Below are 24493 nucleotides of genomic sequence, written 5' to 3'. Positions count from 1 at the left end.
CCAATGTGGCGTTGGTTGCGTTCAACGCACCGAACGCCGCATTGGGTGCGTTGGGTGCAACGAACGCCACATTGGGGTGCTTGGCGCGGCCTCCGGGTGCCGCTAGCGGTCGGCTCGGGTTGTGGCGCGCGGCGGCCGGCCGGCCCGGGTCGTGGGCGCGTGCCCGCAGGGCCGGGCGGGCTCGGTCGTTGTGTGCCTCGGCTTGGTTCGGGTTCCGCCAAGCTGATGCGATGCGGTTTCGGGCGGCCCGTTCGCTCGCCGGGCGTGGCAGCGCGATGGCTCGCCGCGGCGTTCACGGGACTGCGGGTTGCGCCCGCGGCCGCCGGCCCGCTGTGGTGCCCGAGCGGCCCGGGATGGTCGGCAGCAGTGGTGTTCTGGTTTGCCGCGCGGCCGGCCTGGGCTATGGGTGCTTGGCGCGGCCTCCAGGTGCCGCGAGCGGCTGGCTCGGGTTGTGGGCGCGTGGCAGAAGGCCGGCTCGGGTCGTGGGCGCGTGGTGGAAGGTCGGCTCGGGTGGCCTGAGCCTGCGCGGGTTGGGTGCTGCGCGGCCGGCTTGGGTTTCCCGGTCGGGTGAATCGGGGCGGTTTTCGGCGCGAGGGGTCCACTCGCGACATCCGCGGCTTGGCGGGGTGGGCGGGCGCTGTCAACGTGGGTGCATGTCCTGGGGATTGGTCGTGGCAGGTGGGGCGGTGGTGCCCCTCCTCGTGTGGTTGCTGAGGCGGGCGGGTGCGCCCGTGTCGGCGGTTGTGGCTGTTGTCGTGGTGGTGGCGGCGCTGCTTGTCGTCGGGTGGCGGTGGCGGGAGGGGCGCTGGGCGGAGTGGTGGTGGCCGGTGCCGTGGGTGCTCACGGTGGTCGGGGTGCCGTTGTGTCTGGCGGACGTCCGGTATCGGAGGTTGCCGGATGTGGTGACGTTGCCGGCGTATCCCGCGATGGCGATCGCCCTCGGAGTGGCGGCGGCGAATGGGGGTGGGGCGACGCTTCTCGCGGGTGCGGTGGAGGGCGTGCTTGTGTTCGGCGGTGTCCACCTCGTTGTCCACCGGCTCAAGCCCGCGCAGCTCGGGGCCGGAGACGTGAAGCTCGCCGGCGTGCTGGGGGCGGTGCTGGGTGCGCTGGGATGGGCGTCGGTGGCAGCCGCGGCAGTGGTAGCGGCTGGGGTGAGCGCCGTCGTGGCCGTGGGAGCGCAGGTGCCGGTCATCGCCAAGCGGGTGCGCCGCGCCGAACGAGCAGGCGGGCTTCCCCCACCGACCACCTCGCGGAAAACCGCATCAGGCGGGCTTGCGGCATCGGCCATCTCGCGGAAAACCGCATCGGGCGGGCTTGCGGCATCGGCCATCTCGCGGAAAACCGCATCGGGCGGGCTTGCGGCATCGGCCATCTCGCGGAAAACCGCATCAGGCGGGCTTCCCCCACCGACCACCTCGCGGAAGACGGCATCAGCAGGGCTTCCGGCACCGACCACCCCACAGAAACCCGGATCAGGCGCGCCTCCGCCGTCCCCCGCCTCACCGACACACCCACCGCAACCCCGGGCAAGCCCTCGCCTCCACCGAGCCATTCGCCACCGCGTGCCCCACGGGCCGGCGTTGGTGGTCGCGGCCTGGACGTGCGCGGTGTTCCCCGGGGTGGGTTCGGGGGTGGTGCCCAGCTGAGGGCCTGTCACAGGTGACGCCGTAACACGTGACAGGATTAGCCGGTGTTGCGCTGGATCACCGCAGGAGAATCGCACGGACCCGCCCTCGCCGCTGTGCTCGAGGGCCTGCCCGCTGGTGTGGAGGTGACCACCGGAGACCTCACCGCGCAGCTTGCGCGGCGGAGGCTCGGGTTCGGTCGCAGCCCGCGCATGGGGTTCGAGACCGACCACGTGCAGATCCTGGGCGGCGTCCGCCACGGGATCTCGCAGGGTGGCCCCATCGCGGTGCAGATCGAGAACGCCGAGTGGCCCAAGTGGGAGCAGGTCATGGCGGCCGACCCCGTGGACCCCGAGGTGCTCGCCGGCCTGGCGCGCAACGAGCCGCTCACGCGGCCGCGCCCCGGGCACGCCGATCTGCCCGGCATGCAGAAGTACGGCTTCGACGAGGCCCGTCCCGTGCTGGAGCGCGCGAGCGCCCGCGAGACGGCGTCGCGCACGGCGCTGGGCACGGTGGCGCGCAACTTCCTGCGCCAGCTGCTGGGCGTGGAGGTGCTGAGCCACGTCGTGTCGATCGGTGGCGCCGACGCGCCGGAGGGGCCGCTGCCGCAGCCGGGTGACCTGGCCGCGATCGACGAGAGCCCCGTGCGGGCGTTCTCGGCCGAGGGCACCGAGGCGATGATCGCCGAGGTCGACGCCGTGCGGAAGGCGGGCGACACCGTCGGCGGCGTGATCGAGGTGCTCGCCTACGGGCTGCCGCCGGGCCTCGGCTCCCACGTGCACTGGGACCGCCGCCTCGACGCGCGCCTGGCGGGCGCGCTCATGGGCGTGCAGGCCATGAAGGGCGTCGAGGTCGGCGACGGCTTCACCACCGCGCGCCGCTGGGGCAGCCAGGCCCACGACGAGATCGACCGCGGCACCGGCCCGGTCGGCGTCACGCGCCGCTCCAACCGCGCGGGCGGCCTCGAAGGCGGCATCACCAACGGCGAGCCCCTGCGCGTGCGCGTGGCGATGAAGCCGATCTCGACCGTGCCGAAGGCGCTGTCCACGGTGGACGTGCGCACCGGCGAGCCCGCCGTCGCGATCCACCAGCGCTCCGACGTGTGCGCCGTGCCGCGGGCGGGCGTCGTGCTCGAGTCCGTGGTGGCGCTGGTGCTGGCCGACGCCGCGCTCGAGAAGTTCGGCGGCGACTCGCTGGCCGAGAGCAAGCGCAACGCCGAGGGCTACCTGAAGGCGCTCGAGGAGCGCTGGTGAGCCCCCGCGCCGTGGTCGTGGGACCGCCGGGCTCGGGCAAGAGCACGGTGGGCCCGCTGCTCGCCGAGGCGCTCGGGGTGGCGTTCCGCGACACCGACGACGACATCGTCGAACGCGCCGGCCGCGCGATCTCCGACATCTTCGCCGACGACGGCGAGCCGGCGTTCCGCGCGCTCGAAGCGCAGGCCGTGGCCACCGCCCTCGACGAGCACGACGGCGTCCTCTCCCTCGGCGGTGGCGCCCCGCTGACCCCGGAGACCCGGGCGTTGCTGGCGAAGCACACCGTGGTGTTCCTGAACGTCGGCCTCGCCGCCGGCGTGCAGCGCACCGGCCTGTCGAGCGCGCGCCCGCTGCTCGCGGGCGTGAACCCGCGCGCCACGTTCAAGTCCCTGCTCGACGCGCGCCTGCCCGTGTACCGCGAGGTGGCGACGATCGAGATCGAGACCGACCACCGGTCACCCGCCGAGGTGGTGGCCGCCGCGGTCGCCGCGATCGAGCCCGCCGAGGCGCGCGAGCAGTAAGACCGGCAGAACCAGGAGTAGTGAGGAAGCCCGTGTCCCAACCCGTCCGGATCCGCGTCGCGACCGCGCACCCGTACGACGTGCTCGTGGGCCGCGGCCTGCTCGCCGAGCTCACCGCGCAGCTCGCCGACGCGTCGAAGATCGCGCTGATCCACCCGCCCACGCTCACCGCCACCGCCGAGGCCGTGCGCGACGAGCTCGCCGAAGCGGGCCTCGACGCCCACCGCGTGGAGATCCCGGACGCCGAGGACGGCAAAGCCTTCTCCGTCGCCAGTTTCTGCTGGGAGGTCCTCGGCCGGATCGGGCTCGACCGCCGCGGCGTGGTCGTGGGCCTCGGTGGCGGCGCCGTGACGGACCTGGCCGGCTTCGTCGCCGCCACCTGGATGCGCGGCGTGCGCCTGGTCAACGTGCCGACCACGCTGCTCGGCATGGTCGACGCGGCCGTCGGCGGCAAGACGGGCATCAACACCGAGGCCGGCAAGAACCTCGTGGGCGTGTTCCACGAGCCGAGCGCCGTGCTCGTCGACCTCGCGACGCTGGAAACCTTGCCCCGCAACGAACTCGTCGCCGGCATGGCCGAGGTCGTGAAGACGGGCTTCATCGCCGACCCGCGCATCCTGGAGCTCATCGAGCAGGATCCCGAAGCCGCCCTCGACCCGACCGGAGACGTGCTGGCCGAGCTGGTCCGCCGCTCGATCCAGGTCAAGGCCGACGTCGTCGCCGCCGACCTGCGCGAGTCCGACCTGCGCGAGATCCTCAACTACGGCCACACCCTCGGCCACGCCATCGAGCGCCGCGAGCGCTACCGCTGGCGCCACGGCGCGGCCGTGAGCGTGGGCCTGGTGTTCGCGGCCGAGCTCGCCCGCCTCGCCGGGCGCCTCGACGACGAGACCGCCGCGCGCCACGCGTCCGTGCTGAAGCTGATCGGCCTGCCGACCACCTACGACCCCGACGCGCTGGGGCAGCTCATCGAAAGCATGAAGGGCGACAAGAAAACCCGCTCCGGTGTGCTCCGGTTCGTGGTCCTCGACGCGCTCGCCAAGCCCGGCCGCCTCGAAGGCCCGGACCCGGCCCTGCTGGCCGCCGCGTACTCGGCGGTCGCGGCCGACGCCCCCAAGAACGGCGGGAGCGTGCTGCTGTGAAGGTCTTCGTCTTCAACGGCCCCAACCTCGGCCGCCTCGGCAAGCGCGAGCCCGCCGTCTACGGCTCCACGACGCACGACGACCTCGCCGCCCTCTGCGTGAAGACCGGCATCGAGCTCGGCCTCGACGTCGAGGTGCGCCAGACCGACCACGAGGGCGAGCTCGTCGGCTGGCTCCACGAGGCCGCCGACGGCGGGAACCCGGTCGTGCTCAACGCCGGCGCCTGGACGCACTACTCGATCGCCGTGCGCGACGCCGCCGCGCAGCTGTCCGCGCCGCTGATCGAGCTGCACATCAGCAACGTCCACAAGCGCGAGCAGTTCCGCCACCACAGCGTGCTCTCCGACATCGCCACCGGCGTGATCGTGGGCCTCGGCGTCGACGGCTACGGCCTCGCGCTGCGCTGGGTCGCGGCCAACGCGAAGTGACCCCGGAGCTCACCACCGAACGCCTGCGGCTGCGGACCCTGACCGAAGCCGACACCGACGCCGTGGTGGCGGTGTTCGCCGACCCGGAGATGAGCCGGTTCTTCGCCGCCGACTTCTCCGACCCCGCCCAGGCCCGCGCCATGGTGGCCCGCCGCCTCGCCTACGACGGGCCCGAAGGCCAAGGCCACTGGGTGGTCGAGCACGAGGGCGAAGTCGTCGGCGTCGCCCACCTGCGCCCGTCGTCCGAGCTGCCCGGCGACGTCGCCGAGCTGGGCTACTACATCGCCGCGAAGCACGCGGGGAAGGGCTTCGCCACCGAAGCCGGCCGCGCGCTCGTGGACCACGGCCTCACCACGCTCGGCGTGCCCGCCGTGTGGGCGCTCGTCCACGAGGACAACGCGGCCAGCCTCGCGATCACCCGCCGGCTCGGCTTCCTCGACGTCGGCTCCGGCGTGCACTACGGCGACGTGCACCGCGTGCTCGTCGCGCTGCCCACCGCGCACGGGCGGGCGCACCACATCGAGCTGTGGGTGCCCGACCTCGCGCGCGCCGAACGCAGCTGGGGCTGGCTGCTTCAGCGGCTGGGCTGGCGCGAGTTCCAGCGCTGGCCCGACGGCGTCAGCTGGCGCCTCGGCCCCACCTACCTCGTGGTGGAAGCCTCGCCCGCGATGGCGACGGGGCCGCACGAGCGCCTGCGCCCCGGCCTCAACCACCTCGCCCTGCACGTCGCCACCCGCGCCGAGGTCGACGAACTCGCGGCCGGCGGGCACGGCTGGCGGCCGCTGTTCGCGGACCGTTTCCCCTACGCGGGCGGGAAACCGCACTACGCGGCCTACCTCGAGAACGACGACGGCTTCGAGGTCGAGCTTGTTGCCCTCGAACACCCACCAGACGGGGACACGTTCACCCAACCGGGTTAGGACTGGTTAGACTCGGCCATCATGCACCCGTTTCGTGGCGGGGTTCGGCGACCCGCGCGAGCCCTCTTCGCCCTGGCGTTGTCGGGGGTCGTGGTGGCGGGCTGCAGCGACAGCTACGCGCAGACCCAGGCCGACGGTCCCGGCCACGGCGGCATCGCGGGCGGCAAGCCGGCTCCGGCCAAACCCCCGCGCGTGGCGAACGTCCCGCTGGAGACCGCGAAAGGTCGTCAGAGCAACGGAGTGGTCGCCGCCGGCGCTGCCGACGCGGTCTACAACTACGGCCCCACCGCGATGGTCGAAAACGGCAAGACCCGCCTGTGGTGGTGCAGCCAGTACGGCAGCGCGGCGCCGCCCGGCGACGACATCCTCTACGCCGAAGCGCCTTCGGCCGACGGTCCCTTCACCGGACCCGGTGGCGGCGCGCCGATCGCGGTCCTGTCCGGTTCACCCGGCGCGTTCGACGGCGTGCACACGTGCGACCCGTCCGTGCTGCGCGTCGGCGGCACCTACTACCTGTACTACACCGGCGCGGCGGGCGACCACGCGCTCGGCAACGCCATCGGCCTCGCGACCAGCCCCGACGGCATCCACTGGACCCGCGCGGCGGGCGGGAAACCGATCCTCGGGCCTTCGCACGACGTGCACCGCGACAACGTCTACGGCGCCGGCCAGCCCTCGGTCGTGTTCCTCGACGGCTGGTACTACCTCATGTTCACCGACACCACCGGCCGCGCCGCCGGCTGGAACGGCGCCGGCCAGTTCGTGATCCGCTCCCACGACCCGGCGTTCCGCAGCGGCGTGGAAGCGTTGGGGGAGCAGGGTTTCGCACCCGTATCGAGCACCTCGGCACCACGTGAGCGCTCGGTGGTCGACGGCTTCAGCGCCGACCTCGAATGGGTCGGCGCGCTCGACGCGTTCGTGATCGCCCACGAGACCGCGGCGGGCACCTCGCTCACCTTCTGGGACAAGGACTTCACGCTCCAGCCCTACACGCCGCTGGTGATCCCCGGCGCGTGGAAGGAAGGGCCCGGCCTCGTCCGGCGCCCGGACGGCCACGCCCCGACGTCGGTCACCGACCCGTGCGACACCGTCTCGTTCGACGTCGTGCGCGCGACGGAGATCGGTTCCGCGGGCGCGCCGACGGGCCTGAAGCACTTCGGGCTCGACGTCCAGGGCGCCGGCGGCTGTTCGAGCCCCGATCGCGTGACCACGACGTTCGACGGCGTCGCGATGCCGTCACCGGACCGCCGGATGGACCTGTTCCGCCGCGGCGTGCGCATCCGCGTCGACCGCCGCTCGGTCGCCGCCGCCCTCGCGGGCGAAGTCGTGGACCGGCCGCTCGCGCCCGTCGCCGGGCTGCCGGTGAAGGCGACGCTGAAGTCGGGCACGAACGTGGTCCACTCGTACGGCCTCGGGTACGGCGTGGTGCTCGGCAACGAGCTCTACGGCCTGCCCGACACCACGATCGTGGGTCTCAACGGGGCCGAGGTGACGGAGATCGACCCGCGACAGTGGGACGCCTACGCCCCCGGGCTCCCGCTGGGCGGCTGACGGGCGACGGCTTCGGCCGCGGCGCGCCGGCCGGCTCGGCCTCGGGTTCCGGCAGCTCCAGCTGACCCGACTGGCTGCCCGAACCATCGTTGTCGTCGTACTCCTCGGGCTCCGGCTCCTCGTCCACGGGTGCGGGCCGCCGCACGCGCGAGCCGACGAACAGCCCCAGCCCGGCCGGCACCAGCACCAGCAGCGCCGAGAACGCCGCGCCTCCCGTGAGCGCCGCGCCCAGCTCGGAGGTCCCGGTCTGGTCGACGAACACCGCGCGGCCGATCACGTACAGGATGCCGGAGAAGACGCCGGCCACCAGCGAGGCGATGAACCAGGCCCGGCCGCGGTCCGGCTTGCCGCGCCAGCCGTCGATTGCGCTCCAGAGCGCCGCGACGCCCACCAGCACGGCGAGGGTGACGGACGTGATCACCGTCTGGTCGGTCGGGTGGAACACGGACCACTTGGCGAGCAGCGTCATGGCGGCGGCGTGGACGACGGCCATGACCAGCCCGCGAGTCAACCAGGCACCCAGCATGGACGGAGTGTAGGTGCCACCGGGTGAACGCCGTGTGGTCCGTCCGGATCAGCGGCCCCGCGTGCCCGGCCGGCTGCGGTCCGTGACCACCGCGAGCGTCCCCGGACCGGGCGATCCGCGTGGCTAAGCTGGCCGGGTGCCTGAAACCCATGCTCACCGTCGCGGCGCGCTGCGGTCCCTGATCACCGAGTCCGGGGTCGACGCGCTGCTGGTCACCGACCTGCTCAACATCCGCTACCTCACCGGGTTCACCGGGTCGAACGCCGCGCTGCTCGTGCACGCCGGCGGAGAGGCGCAGACCGTGTTCTGCACTGACGGCCGCTACACGACCCAGTCGGCGTCCGAGGTGCCCGACCTCGAACGCGTGATGGGCCGCGCCAGCGACCGCGTGCTCGCCGATTTCGCGGCCCGCGCCCACTCGACCTACGGGCGTACCGGGTTCGAGAGCCAGCACGTGAGCGTGGAAGACCACGAGGTGCTCAAGGTGCGCTTCGACAAGGTGACGCTGGTCCGCACGCCCGGGCTGATCGAGCAGCTGCGCGCGGTGAAGGACGAGGTCGAGGTCGCGGCCCTGCGCTCGGCCTGCGCGGCGGCCGACCGCGCGCTCGCCGACCTGGTGGCGGCCGGCGGCCTGCGCGCCGGGCGCACCGAGCTGGAAGTGGCGCGCGACCTGGAGAATCGCATGCTGGAGCACGGCTCGTCGGAGCCGTCCTTCGCCACGATCGTGGCCGCCGGGCCCAACTCGGCCATCCCGCACCACCAGCCCACCGGAGCTGAGCTGCGCGAAGGCGACTTCGTGAAGCTCGACTTCGGCGCGACGGTCGACGGCTACCACTCCGACATGACCCGCACGTTCGTGCTCGGCAAGGCCGCCGACTGGCAGCGCGAGCTCTACGACCTGGTCCACCGCGCCCAGGCGGCCGGTACGGCGGCGGTGTTCCCGGGCGCCGACGTGTCCGAAGTGGACGCCGCGGCCCGCTCCGTGATCGCCGAGGCGGGCCGCGCGGAGGAGTTCGCGCACGGCCTCGGCCACGGCGTCGGGCTCGAGGTGCACGAGGCGCCCAGCCTCGCTACCACGGGCGTCGGTACACTGTCCGCCGGTATGGCGGTCACCGTCGAGCCCGGCGTCTACCTCGCGGGGCGCGGTGGCGTGCGCATCGAGGACACGCTCGTCGTGCGGGACTCCGGGCCCGAACTCCTCACCCTGAGCACCAAGGACCTCGTGGCCGTCTGAGACGGGCCGCGGACGAAGAGATCGACACAGGAGACCGAAAGCTCGTGGCCACCACCAACGACCTGAAGAACGGGCTCGTCCTCAACCTCGAGGGCCAGCTCTGGACCGTCACCGCGTTCCAGCACGTCAAGCCGGGCAAGGGCGGCGCCTTCGTGCGCACCACGCTCAAGCACGTGCTGACGGGGAAGGTCGTCGACAAGACCTTCAACGCCGGCACGAAGGTCGAAACGGCCACCGTGGACCGCCGGAACATGACCTACCTGTACAAGGACGGCCAGGACTTCGTGTTCATGGACGGCGACACCTACGACCAGATCACGGTTCCGGCCGAGGTCGTGTCGGACAACGCCAACTACATGCTCGAGAACACCGAGGTCCAGGTCGCGGTGCACGAGAACGAGCCGCTGTACGTCGAGCTCCCGACCTCGGTCGAGATCCTCATCCAGCACACCGACCCCGGCCTGCAGGGCGACCGCTCCACCGGCGGCACCAAGCCGGCGACGCTCGAGACCGGCGCCGAGATCCAGGTGCCGCTGTTCGTCTCGACCGGCGAGAAGATCAAGGTCGACACGCGTGACGGCCGGTACCTCGGCCGCGTCTCCGGCTGATGGCGGACAAACAGAAGCCGCACCCGAACCGCGGCGGTGCGATCAGCAGGCGGCAGGCCCGCCGGCGTGCCGTCGAGATGCTGTACGAAGCGTCGCAACGCGGCACCGACCCGGTCACGCTGCTGGCCGACCGGGTCGGGTCCACCGACGTCGACCCGGTCGCCGACTACACGATCACCGTCGTGGAGGGCGTCACGACCCACCGCGAGCAGGTCGACGAGCTGCTGGCCGAGCACGCGCAGGGCTGGACCCTGGACCGCATGCCGCCGGTCGACCTGGCGGTGCTGCGCGTGGGCGTCTACGAGATGCTCTGGTCTTCCGACGTGCCCGACCCCGTCGCGATCGACGAGGCCGTGGGACTGGCGAAGGAACTCTCGACCGACGACTCGCCGCGGTTCGTCAACGGCGTGCTCGGGCGCATCGGGACGATCGCCGACCGCCTGCGGGCCGTGCTCTGACCCGCTGACGGCCGCAGTCTCGAAGACAGCCGAAAACAAGCGAAAACCGCCGAAGGCCGCGAGCTCCGTGAAGGAGCCGCGGCCTTCGGCGTTGTGCTGGTGCCCCCAGGAAGCCTCACGAGTGGGGTCCGGAAGAGGTCTTCGTCACACCCAGCGTTCTCCGGCCGGTTCCGGGCCGTGCTCGGGCCCGCCCGGGCGTCGCCCGGTGAACCGGGTTCACCGTCACCGCAACCCGGAAGCGCTAGCCCGAACGGGTCACGCGCCGGAACGGCGGACGCGGGTGCGAGGGGACGGCCGGAGCGATGTTGATCACCGTCCGCAGCCGGTCCGGCGGTGTCCGAAGCTCGGTGGGTGTTTCCGGTGCCCCGCCGAAAACACCCACCGCGTCGGGCAACCGCCGCCCATCAGTCTTCTTTGGACGGACGGGCCTCGGGCGGCAGGACGCCCCAGTCGATGAGCTGTTCGGTGAGCTCACCGGGGGTCATGTCGTAGATGATCGCGAGCGAGCGCAGGTCCTCGGTGCGGATGGAGAGCACCTTGCCGTTGTAGTCGCCGCGCTGGCTCTGGATCGTGGCCGCGTACCGCGCGAGCGGGCCGACCTTCTCCGCGGGCAGCTGCTGGAGCCGCTCGAGGTTGATCACGATCTTCGTGGCGGGCTCGGCACCCGAGGGCACACGGCCCTCCGGCAGCAGTTCGACCACCGGTACACCGTAGAAGTCGGCCAGTTCGGCCAGCTTCTGGACGGTGACGGCGCGGTCGCCACGCTCGTACGAGCCGACGACGACGGCCTTCCAGCGGCCGCCCGACTTCTGCTCGACCCCGTGCAGGGAGAGGCCCTGCTGCTGGCGGATCCCGCGGAGCTTGGCCCCGAGCGCCTTGGCGTAATCGCCCATCTGGTGGTTCTCCGTTTCCTCACCCCCACGCCGGTCGGGGTGACCGGTCAGGGGACTCCTCGAGTCGAATACTCAGAGTAATGGTTACGCATAGTTGTCACCAGGTCAAGCAGTAGGTCTCCGTACCTGGTCGCGGACGTGGGCACACCACCCGGAAGGCTGATTGACCGCTCCTGCTACTGTCGGTGCGATTTCCCCGCACGAGCTGGGAGTCGACGTCCTTTAAGGACCCGTCCAGAGAGGCGGGGAAGGAGGTCCGCCTTGTCGTCACGTCCGCGTGGCGCGGCGGAACCGGCCGGGGAGCGCGAGCTTCTTTCGGCCGGCGATGTCGCGCGCACGATAGCCCGGATGGCCCATCAGGTCATCGAGAAGACCGCACTCGGTGCGAGCGCTTCCGGTGACCCCGGCTCACCCGGTGATCAAGCCCCGCCGGTGCTGCTGGGCATCCCCACCCGCGGTACTCCGCTGGCCACCCGGCTCGCCGGGAAGATCGGCGAGTTCTCCGGGGTCGTCCCCCCGACGGGGGCCCTCGACGTCACCCTGTACCGCGACGACCTGCGCCGCCGCCCGCCGCGCGCGTTGGAGCAGACGCAGCTGCCGCCCGGCGGCATCGACGACCGGGTGGTGATCCTGGTCGACGACGTGCTGTTCTCCGGCCGCACCATCCGCGCCGCGCTCGACGCCCTGCGCGACCACGGCCGCCCGCGCGCCGTGCAGCTGGCCGTGCTCGTCGACCGCGGCCACCGCGAGCTGCCGATCCGCGCCGACTACGTCGGCAAGAACGTGCCCACCGCGCGGGCCGAGGGCGTGTCCGTGCTGCTGTCCGAAACGGACGGGCGCGACGCGGTCCTGCTCCGCGCGCCGGAAGGAGAGTCCCGGTGAAGCACCTGCTCGCCACCGACGGTCTGGACGCCGACACCGCCACGGCCGTCCTCGACACCGCCGACGAGCTGAAGCACACGCTGCTCGGCCGGGAGGTCCGCAAGCTGCCGACGCTGCGCGGCCGCACGGTGATCACCCTGTTCTACGAGAACTCCACCCGCACGCGCGTGTCGTTCGAGATCGCCGGAAAGTGGATGAGCGCCGACGTGATCAACGTCTCGGCGTCGAGCTCCTCGGTGAACAAGGGCGAGTCGCTGCGGGACACCGCGCTGACGCTCGCCGCCGCGGGTGCCGACTGCGTGATCGTCCGGCACCCCGCCTCGGGCGCCGCGCACCGGCTGTCGGGCTGGCTCGCCGAGGCCGGCACCGCGGTGGTCAACGCGGGCGACGGCACCCACGAGCACCCCACGCAAGCGCTGCTCGACGCGGCGACGCTGCGCGAACGGCTCGGGTCGCTGAAGGACCGCCGGGTGGCGATCGTCGGCGACGTGCTGCACAGCCGCGTCGCCCGGTCGAACATCCACCTGCTGAGCACCCTCGGCGCGGAGGTGGTGCTCGTCGCACCGCCGACGCTGCTGCCGGTCGGCGTGGAGACGCTGCCGGTCACGGTCTCGCACGACCTCGACGCCGAACTGCCGGCCGTCGACGCCGTGATGATGCTGCGCGTCCAGGCGGAACGCATGCACGGCGGGTTCTTCCCGTCCTCACGCGAGTACTCGATCTCCTACGGCCTGTCCGAGCGGCGCCAGCGGCTGCTGCCGGACCACGCCGTGGTGCTGCACCCCGGTCCGATGCTGCGCGGGATGGAGATCGCCTCGGCGGTCGCCGACTCCCCGGCGTCGGCCATCACCGAACAGGTCCGCAACGGCGTCCACGTGCGCATGGCGGTCCTCTACCACTTGCTGGCCAGTGAAGGAGGCAACCGTGACTGACAATCGATGCCTTACCGGTCGCGGTTGCCGACCGGGTGCGGGTGTCCCGCAAGACACAGGAGCCGCTGCGTGAGCCTCGTGATCAAGGGCGCCCGCCCGTACGGGGAGGGCGAACCGGTGGACGTCCTCGTCGAGGACGGCGTGATCACCGCGATCGGTGCCGTCGAGGTCCCGGAAGACGCCGAGGTCCTCGACGCCGGGGGACAGGTGCTGCTGCCCGGGTTCGTCGACCTGCACACCCACCTGCGCGAGCCCGGCCGCGAGGACACCGAGACGATCGAGACCGGCTCGGCCGCCGCGGCGCTGGGCGGCTACACGGCCGTGTTCGCCATGGCCAACACCGACCCGGTGGCCGACAACGCGCTCGTGACCGACCACGTGTGGCGCCGCGGGCAGGAGGCCGGGCTGGTCGACGTGCACCCGGTCGGCGCCGTGACGGTGGGGCTCAAGGGCGAGAAGCTCGCCGAGCTCGGCACGATGGCCAAGGGCACCGCCGCCGTGCGCGTGTTCTCCGACGACGGCGTGTGCGTGGCCGATCCGCTGCTGATGCGCCGTGCGCTCGAATACTCGACCGCGCTCGACGCCGTGATCGCCCAGCACGCCGAGGAGCCGCGGCTCACGGTCGGCACGCAGGCCAACGAGGGCGAGAACTCCGCGCGCCTGGGCTACCCGGGCTGGCCGGCTTCGGCCGAGGAGTCGATCGTCGCGCGCGACTGCCTGCTCGCGCTGCACGCGAAGGCGCGGCTGCACGTCTGCCACGTGTCCACTTCGGGCACCGTCGACGTGCTGAAGTGGGCGAAGGACCGCGGCACCAAGGTGTCGGCGGAGGTCACGCCGCACCACCTGCTGCTCACCGACGAGCGCCTCGAGACCTACGACCCGGTCAACAAGGTGAACCCGCCGCTGCGCACGGGCGGCGACGTCGAGAAGCTGCGCGCGGCGCTGGCCGAGGGCGTGATCGACTGCGTCGCCACCGACCACGCGCCCCACGCCGTGCAGGACAAGGACACGGAGTGGAGCGCTGCGCGCCCGGGCATGCTGGGCCTGCAGACCGCGCTGTCGGTCGTCGTCCGCGCGATGGTGGAGCCGGGCCTGCTCGACTGGCGCGGCGTCGCCCGCGTGATGAGCGAGCGGCCCGCCGCGATCGGCAACCTGCCCGACCACGGCCGCCCGCTCGAGGTCGGCGAACCCGCGAACCTGACCCTCGTGGACCCGGGTGCGGAGTGGACGGTGCGTGGCGCGGAGCTCGCCAGCATCTCCGCGAACACCCCGTACGAGGGAATGCGGCTGCCCGCCGTGGTGACGGCCACCGTGCTGCGCGGGCGGATCACCGCGCGCGAAGGGAAGATCTGCTGATGGACCGGTTCCTCCTCACACTGGGGATCGTCGTCTTCTTCCTCCTGTGCCTGTGGGGCATGTGGGTGGGCTGGCGGCGCAAGTCGCGCTCGCAGAGCGCGCAGGTGCCGCCGTTCCCGGGAATTCCCGGGGAACCCGGTGAGATCCTGCTGGAGTCGACCGGGCTCTACGTCAGCACCACCACCGCGGGCAACTGGCAGGACCGGGTCGTCACCCGGGGCGCGGGGCTGCGCACCGGCGCGGTCTGGCGCCTGCACCCGGGCGGCATCGCGGTGGAACGCGGTGGTGCGCCCGACTTCTGGATCCCGCGCGACGCGGTCACCGGGATCCGCCGCGACTCGAAGATCGCCGGGAAGGTGATGGGCACCGACGCGCTGCTCGTCGTCACCTGGCGCCTGGGAGACGCGGACCTGGACACCGGCTTCCGCGGCGACGACCTCGACGACTATCCACAGTGGATCGACCAGCTTTCCCCCGACAACTCGGATCACGACATCAAGGGAGGTGCCCAGTGAGCACCGCGAACGGCACCCGCGTCCCCGCCGCCCTGGTTCTGGAGGACGGCCGGGTCTTCCGCGGCGCGGCCTACGGCGCGCGCGGGCGGACGCTCGGCGAGGCGGTGTTCTGCACCGGCATGACCGGCTACCAGGAGACGCTGACCGACCCGTCCTACCACCGGCAGATCGTGGTGCAGACCGCGCCGCAGATCGGCAACACCGGCTGGAACGACGAGGACGACGAATCGGCCCGCATCTGGGTCTCGGGTTACGTGGTCCGCGACCCGGCCCGCACGCCGTCCAACTGGCGCAGCAAGCGCGGCCTCGACGAGGAGCTGGCCCGCCAGGGCATCGTCGGCATCTCCGAGGTCGACACGCGCACGCTCACCCGCCACCTGCGCGAGCAGGGCGCGATGCGCGCCGGCGTGTTCTCCGGCGACGCGCTGGGCAGCGACGAGCAGATGGTGGCCGAGGTCCTGGCGAGCCCGCAGATGAAGGGCGCCGACCTCGCGGGCGAGGTCTCCACGGACAAGCCCTACGTCGTCGAGGCGCAGGACGAACGGCGCTTCCGCGTCGCCGCGCTCGACCTGGGCATCAAGTCCAACACCCCGCGCCTGATGACGCAGCGGGGCATCGAGGTCCACGTGCTGCCCGCCGCGACCACGGTCGAGGAGCTGCTCGCGGTCGAGGCCGACGGCGTCTTCCTCTCCAACGGCCCGGGCGACCCCGCGACCACCACGCACGCCACCGCGCTGACGAAGGCCGTGCTGGAGCGCGAGATCCCGCTGTTCGGCATCTGCTTCGGCAACCAGATCCTCGGCCGCGCGCTGGGGCTGGGCACCTACAAGATGCGCTACGGCCACCGCGGCATCAACATCCCGGTGATCGACGTGGCCACCGGCCGCGTCGCGATCACGGCGCAGAACCACGGCTTCGCGCTCGAAGGCGAGCCCGGTCAGCGGTTCGAGTCGCCCTACGGCGCGGCGCAGATCAGCCACTACTGCCCCAACGACGACACCGTCGAGGGCGTGCGCGCCTTCGACGTGCCGGCGTTCTCGGTGCAGTACCACCCCGAAGCCGCGGCCGGACCGCACGACGCGGCGCCCCTGTTCGACGAGTTCGTTGAGTTGATGGAGAAGAAGGCCTGATGCCGAAGAGGACGGACATCCAGCACGTGCTGGTGATCGGCTCCGGGCCGATCGTGATCGGGCAGGCCGCCGAGTTCGACTACTCGGGCACGCAGGCCTGCCGGGTGCTGCGGGCCGAGGGCCTGCGCGTGAGCCTGGTGAACTCGAACCCGGCCACCATCATGACCGACCCCGAGTTCGCCGACGCCACCTACATCGAGCCGGTCACGCCGGACTTCGTGGAGAAGGTCATCGCGGTGGAGCGGCCGGACGCGATCCTCGCGACCCTCGGTGGCCAGACCGCGCTCAACTGCGCGGTCGCGCTGCACGAGCGCGGCGTGCTCGAGAAGTACGGCGTGGAGCTGATCGGCGCCGACATCGACGCCATCCAGCGCGGCGAGGACCGGCAGAAGTTCAAGGACATCGTGCGCACGATCGGCGCCGAGGTCCCGCGCAGCCGCGTCTGCAACACGATGGAGGACGTGCGCGCCACGGTCGCCGAGCTCGGCCTGCCGGTGGTGATCCGGCCGTCGTTCACCATGGGCGGCCTGGGCTCCGGCCTGGCCTACACGCCCGAGGAGCTGGAGCGCCTGGCGTCCACCGGCCTGAGCGAGTCGCCGGTCACCGAGGTGCTCATCGAGGAGAGCGTGCTCGGCTGGAAGGAGTACGAGCTCGAGCTGATGCGCGACAAGCACGACAACGTCGTGGTCGTCTGCTCGATCGAGAACGTCGACGCGATGGGCGTCCACACGGGCGACTCCGTCACCGTCGCGCCCACGATGACGCTCACCGACCGCGAGTACCAGGTGATGCGCGACGTCGGCATCGCCGTGCTGCGCGAGGTCGGCGTGGACACCGGTGGCTGCAACATCCAGTTCGCGATCAACCCCGACGACGGGCGCATGGTCGTGATCGAGATGAACCCGCGTGTATCGCGTTCCTCGGCGCTCGCGTCGAAGGCCACCGGGTTCCCGATCGCCAAGATCGCCGCGAAGCTCGCCATCGGCTACACGCTCGACGAGATCCAGAACGACATCACCGGCGAGACCCCGGCGGCCTTCGAGCCGACGCTGGACTACGTCGTGGTGAAGATCCCGCGCTTCGCCTTCGAGAAGTTCCCGGGCGCGGACCCGACGCTCACGACGACGATGAAGAGCGTCGGCGAGGCGATGTCCTTCGGCCGCAGCTTCCCCGAGGCGCTCGGCAAGGCCATGCGGTCGATCGAGACCAAGGCGACCGGGTTCTGGACCCTGCCGGACCCCGAGGGCGCGACCATGGAGTCCACTTTGGACGCCCTGCGCGTGCCGCACGAGGGCCGGCTGTACGAGGTGGAGCGGGCGCTGCGCCTGGGCGCCACCGTCGAGCAGGTGCACGAGGCCAGCGGCATCGACCCGTGGTTCGTGGACCAGATCGCGCTGATCGGCGAGGTCGGTTCCGAGGTGCGCGACGCGCCGGTGCTCGACGGCGAGCTGCTGCGCCGCGCCAAGCGCACGGGCCTGTCCGACCGCCAGATCGCCGCGCTGCGCCCCGAACTGGCGGGGGAGGACGGCGTGCGCTCGCTGCGCCACCGCCTCGGCGTGCGGCCGGTGTTCAAGACCGTGGACACCTGCGCGGCCGAGTTCAAGGCGGACACGCCGTACCACTACTCGGCCTACGAGACCGACCCGGCGGCGCAGTCGGAGGTCGTGGCGCAGGGTGACAAGCCGAAGGTGCTCATCCTCGGCTCCGGCCCGAACCGGATCGGGCAGGGCATCGAGTTCGACTACTCCTGCGTGCACGCGGCGATCGCGCTGCGCGAGGCCGGGTTCGAGGCCGTGATGGTCAACTGCAACCCCGAGACCGTCTCCACCGACTACGACACCTCCGACCGCCTGTACTTCGAGCCGCTGTCCTTCGAGGACGTGCTCGAGGTCGTGCACGCGGAGCAGCAGTCGGGCACCGTCGCGGGCGTGATCGTGCAGCTCGGCGGCCAGACCCCGCTGGGCCTCGCGAAGCGCCTGGCCGACGCCGGGGTGCCGGTGGTCGGCACGCCGCCGGAGGCCATCAACCTGGCCGAGGATCGCGGCGCGTTCGGCGAGGTGCTCGGCGACGCCGGGCTGCCCGCGCCGAAGTACGGCACGGCGACGTCGTTCGAGGGCGCCAAGCGGATCGCCGACGAGATCGGCTACCCGGTGCTCGTGCGCCCGTCCTACGTGCTCGGCGGGCGCGGCATGGAGATCGTCTACGACGAGGAGTCCCTCGCCGGCTACATCCGCCGCGCCACCGAGGTCACGCCCGAGCACCCGGTGCTCGTCGACCGCTTCCTCGACGACGCGATCGAGATCGACGTCGACGCGCTGTTCGACGGCGAGGAGCTCTACCTCGGCGGCGTGATGGAGCACATCGAGGAGGCCGGCATCCACTCCGGCGACTCCTCGTGCGCGCTGCCGCCGATCACGCTCGGCGCCACCGACCTCGAGGAGGTGCGCCGCTCCACCGAGGCGATCGCCCGCGGTGTCGGCGTGCGCGGCCTGCTGAACGTGCAGTACGCGCTCAAGGACGACGTGCTGTACGTGCTGGAGGCGAACCCGCGTGCCTCGCGCACGGTGCCGTTCGTCTCGAAGGCCACCGCGGTGCCGCTCGCGAAGGCGGCGGCGCTGGTCATGACCGGCTCGACGATCAAGGACCTGCGCGCCTCGGGCGTGCTGCCCGCCGAGGGCGACGGCGGCCGGATGCCGGCCGACTCGCCGGTGGCGGTCAAGGAGGCCGTCCTGCCGTTCCACCGCTTCCGCACGCCGGAGGGCCACGGGGTGGATTCCTTGCTGGGCCCGGAGATGAAGTCCACGGGCGAGGTGATGGGCGTGGACGTGTCCTTCGGGAAGGCGTTCGCGAAGTCCCAGAGCGGCGCGTACGGCTCGCTGCCGACGTCCGGGCGCGTGTTCGTCTCGGTGGCCAACCGCGACAAGCGCTCGATGGTCTTCCCGGTGAAGCGGCTGGCGGACCTCGGGTTCGAGATCCTGGCGACGTCCGGCACCGCGGAAGTGTTGCGGCGCAACGGGGTCGACTGCACGGTCGTGCGCAAGCACTACGAAGGCTCGACCGAAGCCGAGCCGAACATCGTGGACGTGATCCTCGCCGGCGGCGTCGAGATGGTCATCAACACGCCGTACGGCAACAGCGGCCCGCGCATCGACGGCTACGAGATCCGCACCGCGGCGGTGTCGCGCGACATCCCGTGCATCACCACCGTGCAGGGCGCCGCGGCGGCCGTGCACGGCATCGAGGCGCTCATCCGGGGTGACATCGGGGTGCGGAGCCTCCAGAGCCTCCAGGCGGCGCTGAAGGCCACGTCGTGAGCGGGCCCGAGCGGTTCGGCGCGCGCCTGGCGAGAGCGGTGGCGGCCCGCGGGCCGCTGTGCGCCGGGATCGACCCGCATCCGGGCCTGATCGAGTCGTGGGGCCTGCCCCTGGACGTCAGTGGTCTGGAACGGTTCGCGCTGGCCGCCACGGAGGCCCTGGCGGCCGTCACGGCGATCGTGAAGCCGCAGTCGGCGTTCTTCGAGGCGTTCGGCCCGCCCGGCGTGGCGGTGCTCGAGCGAGTCGTGGACGCGGCCCACGACGCCGGTGCGCTCGTGCTGCTGGACGTGAAGCGCGGTGACATCGGCTCCACGATGGCGGCCTACACGGCCGCGTACGTGGCCGACAAGGCCGCGTTCACGGCCGACGCGGCCACGGTTTCGCCGTATCTCGGGTTCGGCGCGCTCGATCCCGCCGTGGTGGCCGCCACGGCGGCGGGCAACGGCTTGTTCGTGCTCGCGCGCACGTCGAACCCGGAGGCCCACGCGCTGCAGAGCGCGCGGCTCGCGGACGGCCGCACGGTGGCCCAGAGCATCGTCGACGCAGCCGCGGACCACAACGCCGGTGCCGAGCCCCTCGGCGACGTCGGCGTGGTCGTGGGAGCCACGATCAGCCCCGGTGAGCTGGACCTTTCGCGGCTCAACGGGCCGGTGCTGGCGCCCGGTTTCGGCGCCCAGGGGGCAACTGTGGCGGACTTAAGGGCAGTCTTCGGGCCCGGTCTGCCGGGGGTGCTGCCGGCGTCTTCGCGCGACCTGCTGCGCCACGGTCCGGACCCCGAGGCCATGCGCCGCGAGGTCGCGCGGGTCGCCGCGCTGCTGGGCCACACAGCCGAAAAAGACCAATAGCAGGCCCCGGAATCGGCCTCCACCAGCCACCCCCGCATTGTGGCGCCTGCTCAAGGGTGGGTACCGTCGCGTCACCCACCCAGATTTGAGAACTACCGGAGGAAAACGTGGCACTTCCCCAGCTGACAGAGGAACAGCGTGCTGCGGCGCTGGAGAAGGCCGCCGCCGCCCGCCGCATCCGTGCTGAGCTGAAGGAGCGGCTGAAGCGGGGCGGTACCACTCTGGTCGACGTGCTGAAGCAGGCCGAGGAGAACGAAGTCCTCGGCAAGATGAAGGTTTCGGCCCTGCTCGAGGCTCTCCCCGGCGTCGGCAAGGTTCGTGCCCAGCAGACCATGGAACGACTGGAGATCGCGCCCAGCCGCAGGCTCCGCGGGCTCGGCGACCGGCAGCGCAAGGCGCTGCTGGCCGAGTTCAGCGGAGAGTGAGCGGCGTCGGTCAGGACTACCCGGTGATCCGGGGCACCGACCGCGACGGTGAGCCGGTGGCGGGGGACACCTCCCGCCACCGGCTCACCGTCGTCTCGGGGCCTTCCGGAGTCGGGAAGTCGAGCGTGGTGGGGGAGCTGCGCAAGCTCGAACCGGACATCTACTTCAGCGTTTCGGTCACGACGCGGAAGCCGAGGCCCGGAGAGGTCGACGGGAGCCACTACCACTTCGTGGAGCGGGCGGAGTTCGACCGGATGGTCGCCGAAGGGCGGCTGCTGGAGTGGGCGGAGTTCGCGGGCAACTGCTACGGCACGCCGCGCGAGCCCGTGGAGCGGGCCCTGGCCGAGGGCCGGCCCGCCGTGCTGGAGATCGAACTGCAGGGCGCGCGGCAGGTCCGGGCGGCCATGCCGGAGGCCCGGCTGGTGATGCTGATGCCACCGTCGTGGGACGAGCTGGTCGGCAGGCTCACCGGGCGCGGCACCGAGTCGGAGGCCGCCGTGCAGGCCCGGCTCGCCGAGGCGGAACGCGAACTGGCGGCCGCGGGCGAGTTCGACCACCGGCTCGTGAACGCCGACGTGGGGACCGCCGCGGCGCGGTTGCTAGACTTGATTACCGGTGGCGATTCCTCTGCCGCCGATATCCTGGACGAGACGGAGTAGCACGAGTGGCTGTTCAACAGGCGATGCTTGAAGAGCTCGAGGGCATCACCAACCCGCCGATCGACGACCTGCTCGAAAAGGTCTCCTCGAAGTACGCGCTGGTGATCTACTCGGCCAAGCGCGCGCGTCAGATCAACGACTACTACGCCCAGCTGGGCGAGGGTCTGCTGGAGTACGTCGGCCCCCTCGTGGAGCCGGGCCCCCGCGAGAAGCCGCTGTCGATCGCGCTGCGCGAGATCCACGGTGGCCTGCTCGAGCACACCGAGGGTGAGTGACACCAAGCCCAGGATCGTCCTGGGCGTGGGCGGCGGCATCGCCGCCTACAAGGCCTGTGAGGTCCTGCGAGGCCTCACCGAGTCCGGGCACGACGTCCGCGTGGTGCCTACCGAGGCCGCGCTGAACTTCGTCGGCGCGGCCACCTTCGAGGCCCTCTCGGGACACCCGGTGCACACCGGGGTGTTCACGGAGGTGCCCGAGGTGCAGCACGTGCGCGTCGGCAAGGAAGCCGACCTCGTGCTGATCGTCCCGGCGACCGCCAACCTGCTGGCCAAGGCCGCGCACGGCATCGCCGACGACCTCCTCACCACGACCCTGCTCACCGCCCGGTGCCCGGTCGCCTTCTTCCCGGCGATGCACACGGAGATGTGGGAGCACCAGGCCACCCAGGACAACGTGGCATTGCTTCGGTCGCGCGGCATGGTCGTGACCGAGCCCGCCGCCGGCCGCCTCACGGGCGTCGACACCGGCAAGGGCCGGCTGGCCGACCCGGCCGAGATCGTGGACCTGGCCCGCCTGCTCCTCGACGAGCCCCGCGCGCTGCCGCGCGACCTCGAGGGCCTGCGCGTGGTCGTCTCCGCGGGCGGCACGCGGGAGCCGCTGGACCCCGTCCGCTACCTGGGCAACCGTTCGTCGGGCAAGCAGGGTTTCGCGCTCGCGCGCGTGGCCGCCCAGCGCGGCGCCGACGTGACGTTGATCGCCGCCCACACCGTGGAGCTGCCCCAGCCCGCCGGTGCGCGCGTGGAGCGCGTGTCGAGCGCGGAGGAGCTGCGCAAGGCCGTGCACGCGGCCGCCGCGGACGCCGACGTGGTCGTGATGGCCGCCGCCGTCGCCGACTTCCGGCCGGCGACCCGGGCCGACTACAAGATCAAGAAGTCCGACGACTCGCCCGACCCGGTGATCACCCTCGACCGCAACGCCGACATCCTCGCCGAGCTGGTCCAGGGCCGGCGCGAGGGCCAGACGGTGGTCGGGTTCGCCGCCGAGACGGGCGACGAGCACGGCAGCGTGCTCGACCACGCGCGCACGAAACTGCGGCGCAAGGGTGCCGACCTGCTGGTGGTCAACGCGGTGGGCGACGGCAAGGCGTTCGGCACGGAGGACAACTCCGGCTGGCTGCTGGCCGCCGACGGCACCGAGCAGGCGATCCCGCTCGGCGCGAAGGCGCGGCTCGCGGCCACAGTGTGGGACGCTGTAACAAGCTTGCGCGAACGTCGACTCCAGCACTAGGCCTTCTGGGTAATGTAGGGCCGTGTAAGGGGTACCTAAGTTCGCGGGTACCGAGCCGAAACCGAGGGAAGTGACGAGGTCGTGACTGCGTCCACCAAAAGGCTGTTCACGTCGGAATCGGTGACCGAGGGCCATCCCGACAAGATCTGTGACGCCATCAGCGACTCGATCCTCGACGGCCTGCTCACCAAGGACCCGCGCAGCCGGGTCGCCGTGGAGACGCTCATCACCACGGGCCAGGTGCACGTGGCCGGTGAGGTGACCACCGAGGCCTACGCCGACATCCCCACGATCGTGCGGGACGTGATCCTGCGGATCGGCTACGACTCGTCGGCCAAGGGCTTCGACGGCAACTCGTGCGGCGTCAACGTGGCGATCGGCTCCCAGTCGCCGGACATCGCGCAAGGCGTCGACACCGCGTACGAGTCGCGCGTGGAATCCGACGAGGACGAGATCAACCGCCAGGGCGCCGGCGACCAGGGCCTGATGTTCGGCTACGCCTGCTCTGACACGCCCGAGCTGATGCCGCTGCCGATCGCGCTGGCCCACCGCCTGTCGCGCCGGCTGACCGCGGTCCGCAAGGACGGCGTGCTGCCGTACCTGCGCCCGGACGGCAAGACCCAGGTCACCATCGAGTACGCGGGTGAGCAGCCCGTGCGCCTCGACACGGTCGTCGTGTCCACGCAGCACGCCGACGGCATCGACCTCGAGCAGATGCTCGGCGTCGACGTGAAGCAGCACGTGGTGGAGCCGGAGCTGGCCGAACTGGGCCTCGACACCTCCGGCACCCGCCTGCTGGTCAACCCGACCGGCCGCTTCGTGATCGGCGGCCCGATGGGCGACGCCGGCCTGACCGGCCGCAAGATCATCGTCGACACCTACGGCGGCATGGCCCGCCACGGCGGTGGCGCCTTCTCGGGCAAGGACCCGTCCAAGGTCGACCGCTCCGCCGCGTACGCGATGCGCTGGGTGGCCAAGAACGTCGTCGCCGCCGGGCTGGCCGGGCGCGTCGAGGTGCAGGTGGCGTACGCGATCGGCAAGGCCGCGCCGGTGGGCCTGTTCGTGGAGACGTTCGGCACCGAGACGGTCGACCCGACGAAGATCCAGGACGCCATCAGCGAGGTCTTCGACCTCCGCCCGGCCGCGATCATCCGCGACCTCGACCTGCTGCGCCCGATCTACGCGCCGACCGCCGCGTACGGCCACTTCGGCCGCACGGACCTCGACCTGCCCTGGGAGAGCACCGCACGCGCCGACGCGCTGCGTTCGCTCGCGGGTGCCTGAGTTTCCGTCTGTTCTGCCGTTCGTGAAGGGCCCTGTGAAGGAATCGGATTCCTTCGCGGGGCCCTTCACGGCTTTCCGGCTGCGGCGCCGCTCTTGCGCAGCGCACCCCAATGTGGCGTTCGTTGCGTTGGGCGCACCCAACGCCACATTGGGGCGGTGCGCACCGAATGCCGCGTTGGGGGCGGTGCGCACCGAGCGCCGCGTTGGGTGCGGTGGGTACACCCAACGCGGCGTTGGGGGCGGTGCGCACCGAATGCCGCGTTGGCTGCGTTGGAGGCACCGAACGCGACATTGGGTGCGATGGGCGCCGAACGCCGCGTTCGTTGCGTTGGGTGCATCGAGCGCCGTGTTGGGGGCGGTACGCACCGAGCGCCGCGTTGGTTGCGTTCAACGCACCGAACGCCACATTGAGGTTTTCTCAGTAGGGCGAGGTGGGGGTGCGTGTTGCCGTGAGGTGAGGCGTGGGGCCGCTGGTAGGACTGGATT

The 24493-nt window shown here is 71.8% G+C and carries 24 protein-coding genes; 22 read left to right on the top strand and 2 right to left on the bottom strand.

Going from position 1 to position 24493, the window contains the following annotated elements; genetic code table 11:
- Positions 1 to 230: 230 nt before the first annotated feature.
- From ACFY1H_RS46520 to ACFY1H_RS46490, 7 genes are read left to right on the top strand one after another with little or no spacing between them, the layout of a single operon-like run.
- Entirely contained in the window at positions 231 to 1646 is a 1416-nt protein-coding gene (locus ACFY1H_RS46520; RefSeq protein ID WP_386956369.1) for a prepilin peptidase, read from the top strand.
- Between the two features lie 44 nt (positions 1647 to 1690).
- The gene (aroC, locus tag ACFY1H_RS46515) at positions 1691 to 2878 is read left to right on the top strand and encodes a chorismate synthase (protein ID WP_366583237.1); all 1188 of its coding nucleotides are present in this window, start codon (positions 1691 to 1693) and stop codon (positions 2876 to 2878) included.
- On the top strand, positions 2875 to 3399 hold the full coding sequence (locus ACFY1H_RS46510; protein WP_366583238.1) for a shikimate kinase: 525 nt from the start codon (positions 2875 to 2877) through the stop codon (positions 3397 to 3399). Before aroC ends, ACFY1H_RS46510 begins: the two co-directional genes overlap by 4 nt.
- Before the next feature lie 32 nt (positions 3400 to 3431).
- On the top strand, positions 3432 to 4541 hold the full coding sequence (aroB, locus tag ACFY1H_RS46505) for a 3-dehydroquinate synthase (protein ID WP_366583239.1): 1110 nt from the start codon (positions 3432 to 3434) through the stop codon (positions 4539 to 4541).
- Positions 4538 to 4969, top strand: a complete 432-nt coding sequence (aroQ, locus tag ACFY1H_RS46500; protein WP_366583240.1) for a type II 3-dehydroquinate dehydratase — start codon at positions 4538 to 4540, stop codon at positions 4967 to 4969. Before aroB ends, aroQ begins: the two co-directional genes overlap by 4 nt.
- Complete coding sequence (locus ACFY1H_RS46495; protein ID WP_366583241.1) at positions 4966 to 5889, top strand: GNAT family N-acetyltransferase; 924 nt, start codon at positions 4966 to 4968, stop codon at positions 5887 to 5889. Before aroQ ends, ACFY1H_RS46495 begins: the two co-directional genes overlap by 4 nt.
- A 21-nt stretch (positions 5890 to 5910) precedes the next feature.
- The gene (locus tag ACFY1H_RS46490; RefSeq protein WP_386956368.1) at positions 5911 to 7440 is read left to right on the top strand and encodes a beta-xylosidase; all 1530 of its coding nucleotides are present in this window, start codon (positions 5911 to 5913) and stop codon (positions 7438 to 7440) included.
- Here ACFY1H_RS46490 and ACFY1H_RS46485 read toward each other — a convergent pair.
- Positions 7364 to 7966: a B-4DMT family transporter gene (locus ACFY1H_RS46485; protein ID WP_386956367.1), complete on the bottom strand. Its 603-nt coding sequence runs from the start codon at positions 7964 to 7966 to the stop codon at positions 7364 to 7366. The genes ACFY1H_RS46490 and ACFY1H_RS46485 overlap by 77 nt on opposite strands.
- Positions 7967 to 8102: 136 nt before the next feature.
- Here ACFY1H_RS46485 and ACFY1H_RS46480 point away from each other — a divergent pair, with 136 nt between their 5' ends.
- Genes ACFY1H_RS46480 through nusB form a run of 3 tightly spaced genes read left to right on the top strand, consistent with a single transcriptional unit; the run spans position 8103 to position 10266 of the window.
- On the top strand, positions 8103 to 9200 hold the full coding sequence (locus tag ACFY1H_RS46480) for a Xaa-Pro peptidase family protein (protein ID WP_366583243.1): 1098 nt from the start codon (positions 8103 to 8105) through the stop codon (positions 9198 to 9200).
- 44 nt (positions 9201 to 9244) lie between these two features.
- Entirely contained in the window at positions 9245 to 9808 is a 564-nt protein-coding gene (gene efp, locus ACFY1H_RS46475; RefSeq protein ID WP_360596650.1) for an elongation factor P, read from the top strand.
- Positions 9808 to 10266, top strand: a complete 459-nt coding sequence (gene nusB / locus ACFY1H_RS46470) for a transcription antitermination factor NusB (RefSeq protein ID WP_366583244.1) — start codon at positions 9808 to 9810, stop codon at positions 10264 to 10266. The genes efp and nusB overlap by 1 nt, the downstream gene beginning before the upstream one ends.
- A 404-nt stretch (positions 10267 to 10670) precedes the next feature.
- Here the strand turns inward: nusB and ACFY1H_RS46465 are convergent, their stop codons facing one another.
- Entirely contained in the window at positions 10671 to 11159 is a 489-nt protein-coding gene (locus ACFY1H_RS46465) for a transcriptional regulator (RefSeq protein WP_003096372.1), read from the bottom strand.
- Between the two features lie 261 nt (positions 11160 to 11420).
- On the opposite strand from ACFY1H_RS46465, the gene pyrR reads away from it, so the two are divergent.
- The 12 genes from pyrR (at position 11421) to metK (ending at position 24007) form a co-directional block, all read left to right on the top strand.
- Entirely contained in the window at positions 11421 to 12041 is a 621-nt protein-coding gene (pyrR, locus tag ACFY1H_RS46460; RefSeq protein WP_366583245.1) for a bifunctional pyr operon transcriptional regulator/uracil phosphoribosyltransferase PyrR, read from the top strand.
- A complete protein-coding gene (locus ACFY1H_RS46455) occupies positions 12038 to 12973 on the top strand; it encodes an aspartate carbamoyltransferase catalytic subunit (RefSeq protein ID WP_366583246.1) in 936 nt (311 codons plus the stop codon). Before pyrR ends, ACFY1H_RS46455 begins: the two co-directional genes overlap by 4 nt.
- Positions 12974 to 13042: 69 nt before the next feature.
- Entirely contained in the window at positions 13043 to 14329 is a 1287-nt protein-coding gene (locus tag ACFY1H_RS46450) for a dihydroorotase (protein WP_386956366.1), read from the top strand.
- A complete protein-coding gene (locus ACFY1H_RS46445; protein WP_366583248.1) occupies positions 14329 to 14844 on the top strand; it encodes a transporter in 516 nt (171 codons plus the stop codon). Before ACFY1H_RS46450 ends, ACFY1H_RS46445 begins: the two co-directional genes overlap by 1 nt.
- Entirely contained in the window at positions 14841 to 15974 is a 1134-nt protein-coding gene (gene carA, locus ACFY1H_RS46440) for a glutamine-hydrolyzing carbamoyl-phosphate synthase small subunit (protein WP_386956365.1), read from the top strand. The genes ACFY1H_RS46445 and carA overlap by 4 nt, the downstream gene beginning before the upstream one ends.
- A complete protein-coding gene (gene carB / locus ACFY1H_RS46435; protein WP_386956364.1) occupies positions 15974 to 19288 on the top strand; it encodes a carbamoyl-phosphate synthase large subunit in 3315 nt (1104 codons plus the stop codon). Before carA ends, carB begins: the two co-directional genes overlap by 1 nt.
- Positions 19285 to 20133, top strand: a complete 849-nt coding sequence (gene pyrF, locus ACFY1H_RS46430; RefSeq protein ID WP_366583251.1) for an orotidine-5'-phosphate decarboxylase — start codon at positions 19285 to 19287, stop codon at positions 20131 to 20133. Before carB ends, pyrF begins: the two co-directional genes overlap by 4 nt.
- A gap of 107 nt (positions 20134 to 20240) precedes the next feature.
- Entirely contained in the window at positions 20241 to 20558 is a 318-nt protein-coding gene (mihF, locus tag ACFY1H_RS46425; RefSeq protein ID WP_003096398.1) for an integration host factor, actinobacterial type, read from the top strand.
- A complete protein-coding gene (gene gmk / locus ACFY1H_RS46420) occupies positions 20555 to 21217 on the top strand; it encodes a guanylate kinase (RefSeq protein WP_366583252.1) in 663 nt (220 codons plus the stop codon). The genes mihF and gmk overlap by 4 nt, the downstream gene beginning before the upstream one ends.
- A gap of 23 nt (positions 21218 to 21240) precedes the next feature.
- Positions 21241 to 21492 (top strand): DNA-directed RNA polymerase subunit omega, encoded by a 252-nt coding sequence (gene rpoZ, locus ACFY1H_RS46415; protein WP_220247522.1) that lies wholly within the window; start codon positions 21241 to 21243, stop codon positions 21490 to 21492.
- Positions 21485 to 22723 carry a bifunctional phosphopantothenoylcysteine decarboxylase/phosphopantothenate--cysteine ligase CoaBC gene (gene coaBC, locus ACFY1H_RS46410; RefSeq protein WP_366583253.1) on the top strand — a complete coding sequence of 413 codons (1239 nt, stop codon included), beginning with the start codon at positions 21485 to 21487 and terminating at the stop codon, positions 22721 to 22723. Before rpoZ ends, coaBC begins: the two co-directional genes overlap by 8 nt.
- Before the next feature lie 81 nt (positions 22724 to 22804).
- A complete protein-coding gene (metK, locus tag ACFY1H_RS46405) occupies positions 22805 to 24007 on the top strand; it encodes a methionine adenosyltransferase (protein ID WP_360596632.1) in 1203 nt (400 codons plus the stop codon).
- Positions 24008 to 24493: the final 486 nt, after the last annotated feature.

It is taken from the genome of Amycolatopsis sp. NPDC001319 (genome assembly GCF_042896185.1).
GTDB lineage: Bacteria > Actinomycetota > Actinomycetes > Mycobacteriales > Pseudonocardiaceae > Amycolatopsis.
The sequence above is the reverse complement of the archived record's forward strand: the minus strand, read 5'-3'. Positions and strand labels throughout refer to the sequence as shown.